We start from the raw sequence: 16,481 nt of genomic DNA, 5'->3' as shown, positions 1-16,481 counted from the left end.
CCGCGCCCTGTGCGGCGGCCGCCCGCCCCTCCTCCGCCGGCCGATGCGCCGGATGGCGACGCGCTGGCGCGGGTGCGCGCGCTCGCCGATCTCGGCGCGCTGGGCGAGGCGCGGGCCGCCTGCCGGGCCGCGCTGCGGGAGGCGCCCACCAGCGCGGCGCTGCACTACTACGACGGGCTGATCGCGCGCGCCCTCGGCGAGGCGGCGGAGGCCGAGGCCGCGCTGCGCCGCGCCCTCTACCTGTCCGGGAGCTTCGTCATGGCCCGCTACCAGCTCGGCCTGCTGCTGATCGGCACCGGGCGGGAGTCGGCCGGCCGGCGCGCCGTCGCCGAGGCGCTGCGCATCGCCCGCGCCCTGCCCGACGCCGCGGCGCTGGAGGAGGGCGACGGGCTGACGGCGGCGGGCTTCAGGGCCCTCGCCCGGCCGCACCTGGCGCCGGGGGCCTGAGGATGGCGGGGGAGCGGGAGGCGGCACGGGCGCGGCGCATCCTGGAGGCGCGGGCGGCGCAGCTCGCGGCGCGGCGCGGCAGCACGGCGGAGGAGGCGGCGCCGCGGGCGCGGCTGCTCGCCTGCGCCGTGGGGGCGGAGCTCTGCGGCATCGCGCTCGACGCCCTGGCCGAGGTGCTGCCGGCGCGGCCCTGGGTGCCGGTGGCCGGCGCCGCCCCGCCGGTGCTCGGCGCCATCGGCCTCGCCGGGCGGCTGTGCAGTGTCGTGGACCTCGCCACCGCGCTCGGCCTCGCCGCGGAAGCGCCCTCCCCCGCCCGCGGCCACCTGCTGCGCCTGCGCCGCCCGGCGCGGATCGCGCTGCGCGTCGAGCGCGCGCTGGCCGTGGTGGAGGCCGAGCCGCTGCCCGACGCGCGGGCGGGCGGGGTGGGCGGCGCCGCGGTCGTCGGCTATGCACGCGCGCCGGCGGGCAGCCTCGGGCCGGGGGAGGCGCTGCTCGGCCTCATCGATCCCGAGGCGCTGCTGCGCCCCCTCCTCTCCCCCGCATCCGCTTCCGGAGCCTGACCGGCGTGTCCATCGTCAATCGCGTCCTTCTCGGCTTTGCCGCCCTCGCCCTGCTGATGCTCGGGCTCGGCGCCTACGGCCTGCAGCAGCTCGGCTCGGTGCGGGAGACGACGGAGACCATCGTCTCGCGCGATCTCGCGCTGCTGCGCCAGCTCTTCGTCATCCAGGAAGGCCAGCACCGCATGCGCGAGGCGCGGCAGGCGGCGGTGACCCGCCACCTCGCCGCCGCGCTCGGCCAGCCGGCGCCGGGTGAGGATCCGCTCGCCCTCTGGTCGCGCCACGCCGTGGCCACCGAGGCCGCGCTGACCGACGGCCAGACGGCGGCGCGCCTCTACGCCTCCCGGGCGGTGTCGCCGGAGCGGGCCGAGGCCTGGCGACAGGTCGCGCAGAATCTCGGCCAGGCCGCCGGCATCCTGCGCCAGATCGTGGCGCAGACCGAGGCGCAGCTCCAGGCGATCCGCGCCGGCGACACCGCCGGGGTGCTGGCGGCCGGGGCGGCGCTCGCGGCGAGCAACGCCGAGTTCGACCGGCTGATGGACCGCGCCGCCGCGGTGCTGGACGAGGTGATCACGACCGGCCAGCGGCGCATCGTCGCGGTCCACGAGCGGAGCTGGCTCTCGGTCATGCTCGTGCTCGGCCTCGCCGTCCTGCTCGGCCTCGGCATCGCGCTGCTGATCCGCCGCTCCGTCCGCCAGCCCCTCGACCGGTTCACCGCCTTCATGGAGCGGGTCGGGCAGGGCGACCTCACCGGCGGGACGGCGGCGACCGGGCGCGACGAGTTCGGGCGTCTCGGCGCCTCGCTCGAGGCCATGGTCGAGGGGCTGCGCCAGCTCGCGCGCCAGGGCCGGGAGGCGACGGAGAACCTGAACGCCGCGGCGGCGGAGATCCGCGCCTCCACCCAGCAGCAGGCGGCGAGCGTCGAGGAGCAGCTCGCCGCGGTGCAGGAGACGGCGGCGACGGTGGACGAGATCACCCACGCCGGTACCCAGATCGGCAAGCGCGCCCAGGAGGTGATCGCCTCCGCCCAGGCCACGGCGCAGACCAGCGCCGCCGGGCTGCGCGCGGTGGAGGAGACGGCGCGCGCCATGGACGCGATCCGCGAGCAGGCCGAGGCGGTGGCCGGGAACATCGTGGCCCTCAGCGAGAAGACCCAGGCGATCGGCGAGATCATCAGCACGGTGAACGACATCTCGGAACGCTCGCACCTGCTCGCGCTCAACGCCGCGATCGAGGCGGCGGCGGCCGGGGAGCAGGGGCGGAGCTTCGCCGTGGTGGCGGCGGAGATGAAGACGCTGGCCGACCAGGCGAAGGAGGCGACCGCGCAGGTGCGCTCGATCCTCGGCGACATCCAGCGCGGCATCAACACCTCGGTGATGCTGACCGAGGAGGCGGTGAAGCGCGTCAACGCCGGCAAGGAGCGCACCGACACCACGCAGTCCACCATCCACGAGATCACCGGCCGCATCCAGGAGAGCGTGCAGACCTTCCAGCAGATCGTCGCCTCGACCAACCAGCAGCAGCTCGGGATCGAGCAGGTGATGACGGCGCTGCAGAACATCCGCCAGGCGAGCCAGCAGACCGCCGCCAGCACGCGCCAGCTCGACGGCGCGGCGGCCAACCTCGCCACGCTGTCGCAGCAGCTCGTCGCCCTGACCGACCGCTACCGGCTGTGACGGCGGCCGGGCGGGCCCCAGGATGGAGCCGGATCTCCGCCAGGAGCTGCTCGCGGTGTTCGAGGCCGAGCACCGCGAGCATCTCGGCGTGCTCCGCGCCCTGCTCGAGGAGGCGGAGCGGGGCCTCCGCCCCGACCTGCGGGAGGCCTCGCGCCGCGCCCACACCCTGAAGGGCGCGGCGCGGGCGGTGGACCTGCCCGCCATCGAGCAGCTCGCCCACCGGCTGGAGACGCTGTTCGAGGGAGTGGAGGCGGGTGCGCGGGCGCTCGACGCCGGGGCGATCGGGGCGGTGCAGCGCGCCCTCGACGCGATCGAGGGCCATGTCGCGGCGCTGGCCGGGGGGGCGGAGCCGCCGGCGCCGCGCGGCGCGCTGGCCGCGCTCGACCGGCTGCTCGGCACCGCCGCGCCGGAGGCCCCGCCGCCGCCCGCCGAGCCGCCGCCCGCCGAGCCGCCGCCCGCCGCCGCCCCCCCGGCCGAGCCCCCCGCTCCGGCCGAGTACCTGCGCGTCGGCGCCGAGCAGGTGGATCGCCTGGGCGGGGCCGTGCACGGGCTGGTCGCGGCGCTGCAGCGCCGCGCCGGCCATGCCCGCGCGCTCCGCGAGCTGGAAGGGGAGGCGCGGAGCCTGGCACGCGCCTGGGAGGAGCTGCGCCGCCGCGCCGCCCCCGCGCGCCCGGCGGAGCGGGCGCGGCTCGAGGCCTTGGGCGGCGGCATCGAGGCCCTGGCGCGGCGCCTCGCCGCCCTGGCCCGCGCGCAGCAGGACGAGGCCTTCGCCCTCGACCAGGCGGCGCGGCGGCTGCGCGAGGAGGCGGGGCGCCTCTCCCTGGTGCCGGCGGAGGAGGTGCTCGGCCCGCTTGCCCGCATGGCCCGCGACCTGGCGCGGGAGGAGGGGCACGAGGTGGCGCTGCGCCTCGAGCATCTCGACCTGCAGGCGGATCGCGGGCTGCTGCAGGCGCTGCGCGACCCGGTGCTGCACATGCTGCGCAACGCCATCGGTCACGGGCTGGAGCCGCCGGCGGAACGCGCCGCGAAGGGCAAGCCGGAGCGGGCGGAGATCGGGCTGCGCCTCGCCTCCCGCGGGGGGCGGCTGCTGGTGACGGTGTTCGACGACGGGCGCGGCCCCGATCTCGACCGCATCGAGGCGGTGGCGGTGCGCCGCGGGCTGCTGCCGCCGCGCGCGCCCGGCGAGCCGCCGCGGCCGGCCGACCAGCTCCTCGCCCTGGTGTTCGAGCCGGGCTTCTCCACCGCCGCCGAGGTGGACCGGCTCTCCGGCCGCGGGATGGGCCTCTCGGTGGTGGCGGAGGCGGCGCGGGCGCTGCGCGGCGGCGCGCAGCTCCGCCCGCGCCGGCCCTGGGGGGCGGAGGTGGAGATCGCCGTCCCGCTCTCGGCGGCGCTGCAGCCGCTCTTGCTGGTGGAGGCGGGGGGGCGGAGGCTCGGCCTGCCCACCCATGGGATCGTGCGCCTGATGCGGCTGCCGCGGGAGGCGCTGGAGCAGGTCGAAGGCCGGCCGGTCGTGCGGATCGCGGAGGGGGATGGCGACGTTGTGGTGCCGCTCGTCGCCCTCTCCTCCCTGCTGGGGTCCCATGATGCGCCGCCCTTTGCCGATACCGGCCATATCCTCGCGGTCCTGCTGCGCCGCGGCGCCCGGCGCTGCGCGGTCGCGGTCGAGGCGCTGACCGAGGTGCGCACCCTGATGGTGGGCGAGGCCGACACCCCGGGCACGGATGCCGGGATCGTCATCGGCGCGGCGCTGCTCGAGGACGAGGCGCCGGTGCTGGTGCTGAGCCCGGAGGGGCTGGTCGGGCGCTGGATGCGCGAGGAGGGGCGGCTCGCCGCCTCCGGGCTCGGCCTCGCCGCGCCGGGGGCGGCGCCGCAGCGGGCGGCGCCCACCATCCTGGTGGTGGACGATTCCATCACCACGCGCACCCTCGAGAAGAGCATCCTGGAGGCGCAGGGCTACCGGGTGCTGCTGAGCGTGGACGGGCTCGACGCGCTCGCGGTGCTGCGCGGGGGCGAGGCGGTGGTGGATCTGGTCATCGCCGATGTCGAGATGCCGCGCATGGACGGCTTCGCCCTGCTGCAGGCGATGAAGACGGATCCGCGGCTGGCACCGGTGCCCGTGATCCTGATGACCTCCCGCACCGACCCGGCGGATGTGCGCCGCGGCCTGGAGCTGGGCGCCAGCGCCTATGTGACGAAGCAGACCTTCGACCAGGGCGAGCTCCTCGCTACCATCGGACGCCTGCTATGAGGAACGCCGCCGCGAAGCCCCGCATCCGGGTGATGATCGTCGAGGACTCGCCCGTGGTCCGCCGGCTGCTCACCCACATCGTGGCGCGCGACCCGCGGCTCGAGCCCGTCGCCGCCGTCTCCTCGGCCGAGGAGGCGCTGCGCGAACTGCCCCGGCTGCGCCCGGACGTGATCTCCATGGACATCCGCCTGCCCGGGATGGACGGGCTGGAGGCGACGCGCCGCATCATGGCCGAGCAGCCGACGCCGATCGTGGTGATCGCCGACGCGGTGGAGGATTCCGCGCTGCGCATCTCCATGAACGCGCTGCGCGCCGGCGCCCTCAGCGTGGTGGAGAAGCCGGTCGGCACGGCGAGCGCGGGCTACGAGGCGCTGGCCGAGGAGATCTGCACCCAGCTCCGCATCATGAGCGAGGTGCCGGTGATCCGCCGGCGCGCCCTCGGCCCCCGCTCCCTCCTTGCCCCGCGGGAGGCCGAGGCGGCGCAGCGCCCCTCCGTGGTTGCGATCGCCGCCTCCACCGGCGGGCCGGCGGCGCTGGCGAAGCTGCTCGGCGCGCTGCCGGCCGACTTCCCGGTGCCGATCCTGCTGGTGCAGCACATGGGCGCGCCCTTCCTTGAGGGGTTCGCCGCCTGGCTCGACGGTCTGGTGCCGCTCGCGGTGGCGCTGGCCGAGGACGGGGAGGTGGCGCGGCCGGGGCGGGTGCACGTGGCGCCCGGCGACCGGCACCTGCTGCTCGGCCCGGAGGGCAGGCTGCGCCTCAGCGCCGAGGCGCCGGTGGACGGCCAGCGCCCGGCGGCGACGCTGCTGTTCCGCTCCGTCGCCCGCGCGGCGGGAGCACGGGGGCTTGGCATCCTGCTGACCGGCATGGGAGAGGACGGCGCGCGCGGCCTGCTCGACCTGCGCCGGGAGGGAGGGATGACGATCACCGAGCACGAGAGCACGGCGGTGGTCTACGGCATGCCCGCCGCGGCGGCGCGCCTCGGCGCCTCCGCCCTGTCGCTGCCGCTCGAGATGATCGCGCCGCGGCTGCTGCGCATGGTGCGCGGCGCCGCGGCGGGGGAGAGGCGGTGAGCGGCCCGCCGGAGGCGCCGCCGCCCGCCGCCGCGCCGACGCGCTGCGGCCTCGTCGCCGTGGTCGGCGCCCCGAACGCCGGCAAGTCCACCCTGGTCAACGCGCTCGCCGGGACCAAGGTGAGCATCGTCTCGCCCAAGCCGCAGACCACCCGCTTCCGCATCCGCGCCGTGGTCCTGCGCGGCCCGTCCCAGGTGGTGCTGGTGGACACGCCCGGCATCTTCGCCCCCCGCCGCCGGCTCGACCGCGCCATGGTCGCCGCCGCCTGGGGCGGGGCACAGGACGCCGACCTCGCCCTGTTCGTCGTGGATGCGCGCGGCGGGCTGGGCGCGCCGGTGCGTGCCATCGCGGAGCGGCTGGCGCGGGCGCGGCGGCGGGTCTGGCTGGTGCTGAACAAGGTGGACCTGGTCGCGCCGCCGGCGCTGCTGCCGCTCGCCGCCGAGCTCAACGCGCTCGTGCCGGCCGAGGAGACCTTCATGGTCTCGGCCGAGAAGGGCAGCGGCCTCGACCGGCTGCTCGACCGGCTGGCCGAGGCGATGCCGCCCGGGCCGTGGCTGTTCCCCGAGGACGAGCTCACCGACCTGCCCGACCGCCTGCTCGCCGCCGAGATCGTGCGCGAGCAGGTGCTGCGCCAGACGCATGAGGAGGTGCCCCACCACGCCACGGTCGAGACCGAGCAGTGGACCGAGCGCCCCGACGGCGGCGTGCGGGTGGACTGCACCATCTACGTCTCCCGCCCCGGGCAGAAGGCGATCGTCATCGGGGAGGGCGGCGCCCGCATCCGCGAGATCGGCCGCCGCGCCCGGGCGGAGCTGACGCGGCTCCTGGAGCGGCCGGTGCACCTCTTCCTCAACGTCAAGGAGCGTCCCGGCTGGGACGAGGAGCGGGCGCGGCTGCGCGCCCTCGGGCTCGAGGAGGAGGGCTGATCCGCCCCCCTACTCCGCCGGCGCCGCCGCCTCCACCGGCGCCTCCCCGCGGCGGCTGCCGCCCAGGCGCCGCGCCAGGCCGTCGAAGCCGAGATAGAGCACCGGCGTCACGAACAGCGTCAGCGCCTGGCTGACCGCGAGGCCGCCCACCACGGCAAGGCCGAGCGGCTGGCGCAGCTCCGCCGCCGCGCCCCAGCCGGCGGCGATCGGGATGGCGCCGGCGCCGGCGGCGAGCGTCGTCATCATGATCGGGCGGAAGCGCACGAGGCAGGCCTCGCGCACCGCCGAGAGGGCGGGCGCGCCGGCGCGCTGGCGCTGCAGCGCCACGTCCACGATCATGATCGCGTTCTTCTTCACGAGGCCGATCAGCAGCAGCACGCCGATCACCGCGATGACCGAGAGCTCCATGCCGAAGGCCCAGAGGGTGAGGAAGGCGCCGAGCGCCGCCGAGGGCAGGCCGGAGAGGATGGTGAGCGGGTGGACCAGGCTCTCGTAGAGGACGCCGAGCACCACGTACATGATCAGCACCGCGGCGAGGATCAGGATCCACTGCCCGGCCAGCGCCTGCTGGAAGAGCTGCGCGGCGCCGGAGAAGCCGGTGACGATGGTGGGCGGCATCCCCATCTCGCGCTCCGCCGCCTGGATCGCGCGCACCGCGTCGCCGAGCGCCACGCCGGGCGGCGTGTTGAAGCCGATCACCACCGCCGGGAGCTGGCCCTGGTGGCTGATGTTCAGCGGCCCGACGCGGCGTTCGATGCTCGCCACCGCCGAGAGCGGCACCAGCCGCCCGGTCGAGGAGCGGAGATGGATCTTGGCGAGGCCGCTCTCGTCCCGCTGGTCCTCCGGCAGCGCCTCGAGGATCACCGGATAGGCGTTGGCCTGGCCGTAGATGGTGCTGATCTGGCGCGAGCCGAAGGCGGAGAACAGCGCCTGGCGCACCTGCTCGACCGAGACGCCGAGGGCGGTGGCGCGGTCGCGGTCCACCTGCACCTGCACCACCGGCGCGTCGAGCTGCATGTCGGTGTTCACGTCCTGGAGCTGCGGCAGCTCGAGGAGGCGCGCCTCCAGCCGCTGCGCCCAGTCGTAGAGCTCGTCCAGCCTGAGGCCCTGCAGGGTGTAGAGGTACTGGGTGCGGGTGATGCGGGCGCCGAAGTTGATGTTCTCGATCGGGCTCAGGAACACGCGCAGGCCGGGGAAGCGGGCGGCCTCCCGCCGCAGCTCCTGGATCACCTGCCCGACCGGCGGGCGCTCGGCACGCGGCTTCAGCTCGAGGAACATCCGGCCCTGGTTGATCGAGATGCTGCCGCCCACCGCGCCGAGGGAGGAGACCACGTTCTCCACGTGCGGATGGCGGCGGAACGCCTCGGCCAGGCGGTTCTGCATCTCCGCCATCGCCTCCATCGAGGCGCCGCGCGGCCCCTCGGTGGAGACGCGGATCTGTCCCGTGTCCTCGGTCGGGAAGAAGCCCTTGGGGATGCTCACCGCCATCCAGGCCGCCGCGGCGAGCGAGCCGAGGAAGGCGAGCCAGACCACGGAGCGCCAGCGCAGCGCCCGGTCGAGCAGCCAGGCATAGGCCCCCTCCATGCCGCGGAAGCCGCGCTCCAGCGCCCGGTCCCAGAGCGGCGGGCGGGCGTGGTGCTTCGGCGCCTTCAGCCGGCTGGTCATCAGCGGCGTCAGGGTCAGCGAGACGACGCAGGAGGCGAGGACGGCCAGCGAGACGGTGGCCGCGAAGGCGTTGAACACCCGCCCCACCACGCCGCCCATCAGCAGGATCGGCAGGAACACCGCCACCAGCGACAGGGTGATGGAGAGGATGGTGAAGCTGATCTCGCGCGAGCCGGTGAAGGCCGCCTGCAGGGGCGGCATCCCCTGCTCCATGCGGCGGATGATCGCCTCCATCATCACGATGGCGTCGTCCACCACCAGCCCCACCGCGATGGTCAGGCCGAGCAGGGTCACGTTGTCGATGCCGTAGCCCAGCAGGTACATCAGCCCGAGCGCCATGCAGAGGCTGATCGGCACCGCCACGGTCGGGATCAGCGTGGCGGAGAGGCGGCGCAGGAACAGGAAGCAGACCAGGGCGACGAGGCCGATCGCGATCATCAGGTGGTGCTGCACGTCGTGCACCGCGTCGCGGATCGAGACCGAGCGGTCGAGCAGCACGTCGAGCCGCGCGCCGGGCGGCAGCGCCGCCTGCATTCCCGGCAGGCTGGCGCGCACCCCGTCCACCACCTCGACCGTGTTGGCGTCGGGCTGGCGCTGCACGGCGAGCACCAGCGCCCGCTCCCCGTTGCGCCAGGTGGCCATGCGGGTGTTCTGCACCCCGTCCACCACCTCGGCGATCTCGTTCAGCCGGACCGGCGCCTGGGCCCGGCCGGCGACGACGAGCCGGCCGAAGGACTCGGCGTCCTGCGGCTGGTCGTTGGCGCGCAGCGTGAACTGCTGCCGCTCCCCCTGCAGCAGGCCGACCGGGGTGTTGGAGTTGGCCTGCACGATCGCCTGCTGCACCGCATCGAGGGAGAGGCCCATGGCGGCGATGCGGTCCGGCGCCAGCCGCACCCGCACGGCGTAGAGCTGCTCGCCGAAGGTGACCACCTGCGCCACCCCGGGCACGCGCGACAGCGCCGGGGCGATGATGGTGCTGGCGATGTCGTTCAGGCGGTAGAGCGGGATGTCCCCGCCCGAGAGGGCGAGCAGGATCACCGGCGCATCCGCCGGGTTCACCTTCCGGAAGGAGGGCGGGATGGTCATGTCGATGGGCAGGCGCCGCTGCGCCCGCGTCATCGCCGCCTGCACGTCCTGCGCCGCCGCGTCGATGTTGCGGCCGAGCACGAATTGCAGCGTGATCTGCGTGGTGTCCTGCCCGTTGATGGAGGACATGCTCTCGAGCCCGGCGATGGTCGAGAATTCGCGCTCGAGCGGCAGGGCGACGCTGGTCGCCATGGTCTCGGGGCTGGCGCCGGGGAAGTTGGCGAAGACGGTGATGACCGGGAAGTCCACCCGCGGCACGGCGGCCACCGGCATGCGCAGATAGGCGACGATGCCGCAGACCACCGCGGCGAGGGTGAGCAGCCCGGTCATCACCGGGCGGCGGATGCAGATCTCGGACAGCCTCATCCCGCCGCCCTCCCCCTCACCGCGCGCTGGAAAGGCGCGGCGCCGCCGGCGGCGGCGGGTTGCGCTCCACCGCCCGGCTGCCGTCGGTGACGCGCTGCGCGCCGTCCACGATCACCTTCTCCCCCGCCGCCAGCTCGCCGCGCACCACCACGCGGTCGCCCACGGGGCGGACCAGCTCCACGCCGCGCCGCCGCGCCGTCCCCTCCTCCAGCACGTAGACGAAGCGGCCCGACTGGCCGGTCTGCAGCGCGGCGGAGGGGATGGTGAGCGCCTCCTCCACCCGCGGCACCAGCGTCACCTGCACGTACTGGCCGGGCCAGAGCCGGAGGTCGGGATTGTCGAAGCGGGCCTTGAGCAGGATGGTCCCGGTCGCGGTGTCCACCGCGCTGTCCACGAAGACCAGCCTGCCCTCCGCCGGCGGGCCGGCGTCGCCGTCGGGGCGCGCGCGCACCACCGGCGCGCCTTCGGCGAGCGCCGCCTTGATCTCGCGCAGCCAGCGCTCCGGCACGGCGAAGCTCACCATGATCGGGTCCATCTGGGTGATGGTGGCGAGCGCCACGTTCTCCGCCTGGCGGACGAAATTGCCCTGCCGCAGCGGCAGGGCGCCGAGCCGCCCGTCGGCCTCGGCGCGGATGGTGGCGAACTCGATGCCGAGGCGGATCTGGCGGATCACCGCCTCGTCGGCGCGCACATTCGCCGCCGCCGCCAGCGCCTCGGCCTGCGCCTGCTCGAAGCGCTGCTGCGCCGCGAAGCCCTGGCCGCGCAGCGCCTCGTAGCGGCGCATGTCGGCCTCGGCGCGGGCGAGCAGGGCGCGGTTGCGCGCCATCTGCGCCTCGCGCTCGGCGAGCTGCGCCTCGGCCTGGCGCGCATCCAGGGTGAACAGGGGCTGGCCGCGGCGCACCATCTGCCCCTCGGTGACGTGCACCTCGGTGATCTGCCCGTCCACGCGGGTGCGCACCGTCACCACGGATTCCGCGGCGACGATGCCGTTGGCCAGGATCTCCACCGGCACCGGGCCGAAGCGGACCGGCTCGGTCGTCACCGGCACGCCCGCCTGGGCAAGCGCCGGACGCAGGGGTGCGCCCGCCGCCAGGAGCGCGCAGGCGAGCAGGGCGAGCAGCACGCGTCTTGTCATGCGGTCTGTCCAAGAACGCTTGGATATGGGCGCGCCGTGGGAAAAGCGCGAGGCGTCGTTACAATCCGTCACGGAACCCGCGCGGTGGGAAAGCGGCGGGCCCGGCGCAGCATCGCCGCGCGCGGCGGGGCTGGCAACGTGCCCGCCCGGCGGCGCATGCTGCCCGCCCGCGCCGCACCGGTCCCGCCCCCATGCGCCTCGCCGCCCTGCTGCTCGCCCTGCTGCTCGCCGCCACGCCGGCGGCGGCGCAGGGCTTCGACCTGCCCGGCCTCGCCCGCGACGCCGAGGCCTATGCCGGGGAGCTTTCCCGCCGCTTCCCTGCCGGCGCCACCGCGGCGCAGCGCGCGGCGGCGGAGCGGCGCGCGGCGGAGGCGGAGCGGCGCGGCGACTGGGCCGGCGCCGCCGCTGCCTGGGAGGAGCGCGTCGCCGGCGGGGAGGCGCGGCCCGAGCACTGGCTGGCCCTGGCCCGCGCCCAGCTCCGCCGCGACCCGCCCGAACCCGCCCGCGCCCTGCAGGCGGCCTGGGCCAATTTCCAGGCGGTGCCGCCCGGCGCGCCGGAGATCCCCGCCCTGCTCGCCATGGCCGAGGCGCTGCACCGGCTCGGCCGCCCGGCGCAGCAATTGCAGGCGCTCGCCGCCGTGGTCGAGCGCGCGCCGGAGGAGGCCCGCTACCGCGAGATGCTGGCCGAAGCCCGCCGCGCCGCCGGCCTTCTGGTCGCGCGCATCAACACCGAGCCGGAGGCCGAGCCCGCGCGCGCCTGCCTCGCCTTCACCGCGCCGCTCGCCCGCCGCGACGACTGGCGGCCGGAGGACTGGGTGCGGGCCGACCCGCCCCTCGCCGTGACGCGGGAGGGGGATGCGCTCTGCGTCGCCGGCCTGCCGCACGGCGCCACCACGCGGCTGGTGCTGCGCGCCGGCCTGCCGGGGGAGGACGGGCTGCGCCTCGCCCGCGACACCGAGCTTCGCATCGCCATGCCGGACCGCGCGGCGCGCATCGCCTTCGACACCCGGCACTTCCTGCTGCCGCGCGGCCAGGCGGCGCGCGTGCCGGTCGCCACCGTCAACGTCGCCAGCCTCTCCCTCCGCCTGGTGCGGGTGACCGAGCGCAACCTCCTGCCCTTCGGCCGCGCCTGGCGGCCGGGCGAGGCGATCGAGGCCTGGGCGGCCGAGGACATCCCGGAGAGCTGGGGCCGCACGGTTTGGGAGGGCCGCGCCGAGCTGCCGCGCTTCGAGGCCAACCGCACCCTCCGCACCCCCCTGCCGCTGCCGCAGGCGGCGCGCGAGGCCGGTCCGGGCCTGCACGTGCTGGTCGCGAAGCCCGCCGACGGCTCCCGCGCCCGCGCCGCGGCGCTGCCGGTGATGGTGACCGATCTCGGCCTCACCGCCTGGCGCGGCGGGGAGGAGCTGGCGGTGCAGGCGCGCGGCCTCGCCTCCGGCCAAGCGCTGCCGGGGGTGCGGGTGCGGCTGCTGGCCACCGGCAACGACGTGCTGGCGGAGGCGGAGACCGGGCCGGAGGGGCTCGCGCGCTTTCCCGGCGCGCTGCTGCGCGGCCGGGGGCCGGCGGCGCCGCGTGCGCTCCACGCCTTCGGGCCGGAGGGGGACATGGCGGCGCTCGACCTCGAGGCCGCGGCCTTCGACCTCTCCGACCGCGGCGCCGCCGGGGCGCCGCGGCCCGGGCCGCTCGACGCCTTCCTCTGGCTCGACCGCGGCATCTACCGCCCCGGCGAGACGGTGCAGGTGGCCGCCCTGCTGCGCGACGGCGGCGGCCAGCCGGTGGACCTGCCCGCCCGCTTCCGGGTGCGCCGCCCGAACGGCAGCGTGCTCGCCGAGGCGGTGCCGGCGCGCGCGCCGGGCGCGGCGGCGTTCTGGCCCGTGGCGCTGCCCGCCGCCGCCCCCGCCGGGGTCTGGACGGTGGAGGCGCTGGCCGACCCCGACGCGCCGCCCATCGGCCGCGCCGAGTTCCGCGTCGAGGCCTTCGTGCCCGAGCGGCTGGAGGTGACCGCCGGCCCCGCCCCCGGCCCGCTGGTGCCGGGCCGGCCCCTGGCCCTGCCCGTCTCCGCCCGCTTCCTCTACGGTGCGCCGGGCGCCGGCCTCTCGGGGAGCGCCGAGTTGCGGCTGCAGGCGGTGCGCTCCCCCTTCGGGCAGTGGCGCGACTTCGTCTTCGGCCTCGCCGACGAGGCCTTCGCCCCCGACCTGCTGACCTTCGAGGTCCCGCCGCTCGACGCGCGGGGCGAGGGCGGGGTCGCCCTGCTGCTGCCCCGCGCCCCCGACACCACCTGGCCGCTGCGGGCCGAGGTGACGGTCTCGCTGGACGAGCCGGGCGGCCGCGCCTCCCGCGCCCGCCTCTCCCTGCCGGTGCGGGCGGCGGAGCGGCTGATCGGGCTGCGCCCGCTCTTCGCCGGCCCCGCCGTGGATGCGGGGGCGGAGGCGGGGTTCGAGATCGTGGCGCTGGACGCCGAGGCCCGCCCCGTCGCCGCCACGCTGCGCGCCCGGCTGGTGCGGGAGCGGCCGGACTGGCGCCTCGTCACAAGCGGCAGCCTCGCCCGCTACGAGACGGTGTGGCGGGACGAGCCGGTGGACTCCGCCGAGATCGCCGTCTCGCCGGAGGCGCCGGCCCGCTTCGCCCGCTCCCTCCCCTTCGGCCGCTACCGGCTGGAGGTGAGCGAGCCGGGCGGCATGGCCGTCACCTCGCTCCGCTTCCGCAGCGGCTGGGCCGGGGCGGAGGGCCCCGAGGTGCCGGACCGGGTGGACGTCGCCGCCGACCGCCGCGCCTACGCCCCCGGCGAGGTGGCGCGGCTGCGCATCACCCCGCCCTTCTCCGGCCCCGCCTCGGTCGCGGTGCTGACCGACCGGCTGGTCTCGCTGCGCGAGATCGCGGCCGAGGAGGCGGGGACGGAGATCGAGGTGCCGGTGGACCCCGGATGGGGCGCCGGCGCCTACCTCGCCGTCACCGTGTTCCGCCCGGGCGAGGCGCGGGAGGGGCAGCCGGCCCGCGCCCTCGGCCTCGCCTGGCTGCAGCTCGACCCCGAAGCGCGCCGCATCGGCGTCGAGATCGGCGGGCCGGAGCGGGTCACGCCGCGCCGGCGCCTGGAGATCCCGCTGCGCCTGACCGGTGCCGGGGAGGGGGCGATGCTCACCCTCGCCGCGGTGGATGAGGGGATCCTGCGCCTCACCGGCTTCGCCAGCCCCGACCCGCTGGCGCACGCCACGGGCCAGCGCCGCCTCGGCGTGGACATCCGCGACGACTACGGCCGGCTGATCCCGCCGCAGGAGGGCGAGGCGGCGCTGCTGCGCCAGGGCGGCGACGGGCTGCTGGAGGCGGCGGCGCTCGACATCCCGCAGCGGACGGTGGCGCTGTTCTCCGGGCCCGTGCGCGTCGCCGCGGACGGTACCGCCACCGTCGCCCTCGACCTTCCCGACTTCGCCGGGGAGCTGCGGCTGATGGCGGTGGCCTGGGCGGGGGCGCGCAGCGGCGCGGCCAGCCGCGCGCTGACGGTGCGCGACCCGCTGGTGGCGGAGGCGCTGCTGCCGCGCTTCCTCGCCCCCGGCGACGAGGCCCGCCTGCCGGTGCTGCTGCACAACCTGGACCTGCCGGAGGGCGAGGCGGTGGCGACGCTCTCGGCCGGGGGCGCGATCGCGCTGGCGGGGCCGGAGCGGCTCTCCGCCGTCCTCGCCCCCGGCGCCCGCGCCCTGCCGGCCAGCGCGCTGCGCGCCGTGGCGGCGGGGGAGGGGGTGCTGCGCCTCGCCGTCACCGGCCCGGACGGCTTCGCGGCGGAGCGGGAGGCGCGGATCACCGTCCGCTCCGCCCGGCCCCCCGCCGCCGCCGTGACCGCCGGGGAGATCCCGCCCGGCGCCGAGTGGCCGCTGCCGCTCGACCCGGCGCGCTTCCTGCCCGGCACCTGGCGCGCCTCGGCGAGCTTCGGCGGGGCGGTGCGCTACGACGCCGCCGGGATGCGGCGCCTGCTGGAGGATCATGCCTTCGCCTGCCTGGAACAGGCGGCGAGCCGGCTGCTGGCCTTCGCCGCCACCGCCGGGGAGGGCGGGGCGGGGCCGCTGCAGCAGGCGGCGGAGCAGGTGCTGGACCGACAGCGCTTCGACGGCGGCTTCGGCCTGTGGTCGGCCCAGGACGCGCCGGACCCCTGGACCGGCGCCTACGCCGCCGAGGCGCTGCTGCGCGCCCGCATGGCCGGCGCCGCCATCCCCGAGGCGGCGCTGGAGGCGGCGCTCGGCGCCATCGCCGCGCAGGTGGAGGAGCCGACGCCGGACACGCCGGAGGGCCGCGCCGCCCAGGCCTACCGGCTGCACGTGCTCTCCCTCGCCGGCCGGCCGCGCCCCGGCGCCGCGCGGCGGCTGCTGGAGGGGCTGGAGGCGCTGCCGACGCCGCTGGCCAAGGCGCAGCTCGGCGCCGCCTTCGCCCGCGCCGGCGACGCGCCGCGCGCCGAGGCCGCCTTCGCCGCCGCCCTCGCCGACCCGGCGCGCCGGCCCTGGACCTACGATTACGGCAGCGCCGCGCGCGACGCGCTGGCGATCGCGGTGCTGCTGCGGGAAAGCGGGCTGCTGCCCGAGCGGCTCGCCGCGCTGCGGGCCAGGCTGCCCGGGCCGGAACTCACCCCCGAGGGCGCGAGCACCCAGGAGCGGGCCTGGGCCGTCGCCGCGGCGGCGGCGCTCGGGCGGGAGGGGCGGCCGGTGCAGGTGGCGGTGAACGGCGCGGCACAGCCGCCGGCGCCGCTGCTGGCGGTGGCGCTCTCCGCGCCGGGGGTGGCGCGCAACCTCTCCGACGCGCCGGTCTGGGCCAGCGTCTCGGTCACCGGCATCCCGGCCCGGCCGCCGCCGGCGGGGCGGGCGGGGATGCAGGTGCGGCGGCGCTTCCTCGACCTCGCCGGGCAGCCGCTGGCCCTCGATGCGCTGCGCCAGGGCACGGTGTTCGTGCTGCTGCTGGAGGGGCGGGCGGAGACGGGGGAGGCGCACCGCGCCCTGCTGCAGCAGGGGCTGCCGGCGGGGTGGGAGATCCTCGGCCGCCTGCCGGCGGGCGAGGTGGCGGGGATGCCCTGGCTCGGCACCCTATCCGGGGCGGCGGCCATCCCCGCGCTCGACGACCGCCTCGCCGCCGCGCTCGACCTGACGCCGGAGCGGCCGGAATTCCGCATCGCCGCGCGGCTGCGCGCGGTCACGGCGGGGCGGTTCGAGCTGCCTGGCGCGCTGCTCGAGGACATGTACCGCCCGGCGATCTTCGCCCGGCAGAACGCCGGGCGGATCAGCGTGCTGCCGGCGGAGGAGCCGGGGGGCGCGCGGTGAGGCCCGCGCGG

8 protein-coding genes and 1 pseudogene are annotated in these 16,481 nt (G+C 77.2%); 7 read left to right on the top strand and 2 right to left on the bottom strand.

The window, feature by feature from the left end; translation table 11 throughout:
• The 6 genes and pseudogenes from ET526_RS14635 to era all read left to right on the top strand — a co-directional run.
• Window positions 1-447: pseudogene (locus ET526_RS14635) on the top strand (CheR family methyltransferase); the annotation flags it as partial.
• Window positions 448-449: 2 nt separating this feature from the next.
• Window positions 450-1,007 carry a chemotaxis protein CheW gene (locus ET526_RS14630; protein ID WP_135468445.1) on the top strand — a complete coding sequence of 186 codons (558 nt, stop codon included), beginning with the start codon at window positions 450-452 and terminating at the stop codon, window positions 1,005-1,007.
• Between the two features lie 5 nt (window positions 1,008-1,012).
• Window positions 1,013-2,680 (top strand): methyl-accepting chemotaxis protein, encoded by a 1,668-nt coding sequence (locus ET526_RS14625; protein WP_204623645.1) that lies wholly within the window; start codon window positions 1,013-1,015, stop codon window positions 2,678-2,680.
• A 22-nt stretch (window positions 2,681-2,702) separates the two neighbouring features.
• Entirely contained in the window at window positions 2,703-4,928 is a 2,226-nt protein-coding gene (locus tag ET526_RS14620; protein WP_135468444.1) for a hybrid sensor histidine kinase/response regulator, read from the top strand.
• On the top strand, window positions 4,925-5,998 hold the full coding sequence (gene cheB, locus ET526_RS14615; RefSeq protein WP_135468443.1) for a chemotaxis-specific protein-glutamate methyltransferase CheB: 1,074 nt from the start codon (window positions 4,925-4,927) through the stop codon (window positions 5,996-5,998). Before ET526_RS14620 ends, cheB begins: the two co-directional genes overlap by 4 nt.
• Window positions 5,995-6,924 carry a GTPase Era gene (gene era, locus ET526_RS14610; RefSeq protein WP_135468442.1) on the top strand — a complete coding sequence of 310 codons (930 nt, stop codon included), beginning with the start codon at window positions 5,995-5,997 and terminating at the stop codon, window positions 6,922-6,924. Before cheB ends, era begins: the two co-directional genes overlap by 4 nt.
• Before the next feature lie 9 nt (window positions 6,925-6,933).
• Here the strand turns inward: era and ET526_RS14605 are convergent, their stop codons facing one another.
• A complete protein-coding gene (locus ET526_RS14605; RefSeq protein WP_135468441.1) occupies window positions 6,934-10,041 on the bottom strand; it encodes an efflux RND transporter permease subunit in 3,108 nt (1,035 codons plus the stop codon).
• A 16-nt stretch (window positions 10,042-10,057) separates the two neighbouring features.
• The gene (locus ET526_RS14600) at window positions 10,058-11,176 is read right to left on the bottom strand and encodes an efflux RND transporter periplasmic adaptor subunit (protein ID WP_135468440.1); all 1,119 of its coding nucleotides are present in this window, start codon (window positions 11,174-11,176) and stop codon (window positions 10,058-10,060) included.
• A gap of 191 nt (window positions 11,177-11,367) precedes the next feature.
• Here ET526_RS14600 and ET526_RS14595 point away from each other — a divergent pair, with 191 nt between their 5' ends.
• Window positions 11,368-16,470, top strand: a complete 5,103-nt coding sequence (locus ET526_RS14595) for an alpha-2-macroglobulin family protein (RefSeq protein ID WP_135468439.1) — start codon at window positions 11,368-11,370, stop codon at window positions 16,468-16,470.
• The last annotated feature ends 11 nt before the right edge of the window (window positions 16,471-16,481 follow it).

The organism is Crenalkalicoccus roseus (genome assembly GCF_004761865.1).
GTDB lineage: Bacteria > Pseudomonadota > Alphaproteobacteria > Acetobacterales > Acetobacteraceae > Crenalkalicoccus > Crenalkalicoccus roseus.
Note: the sequence above shows the minus strand (reverse complement) of the source record. Positions and strands in the feature narration are given on the sequence as shown.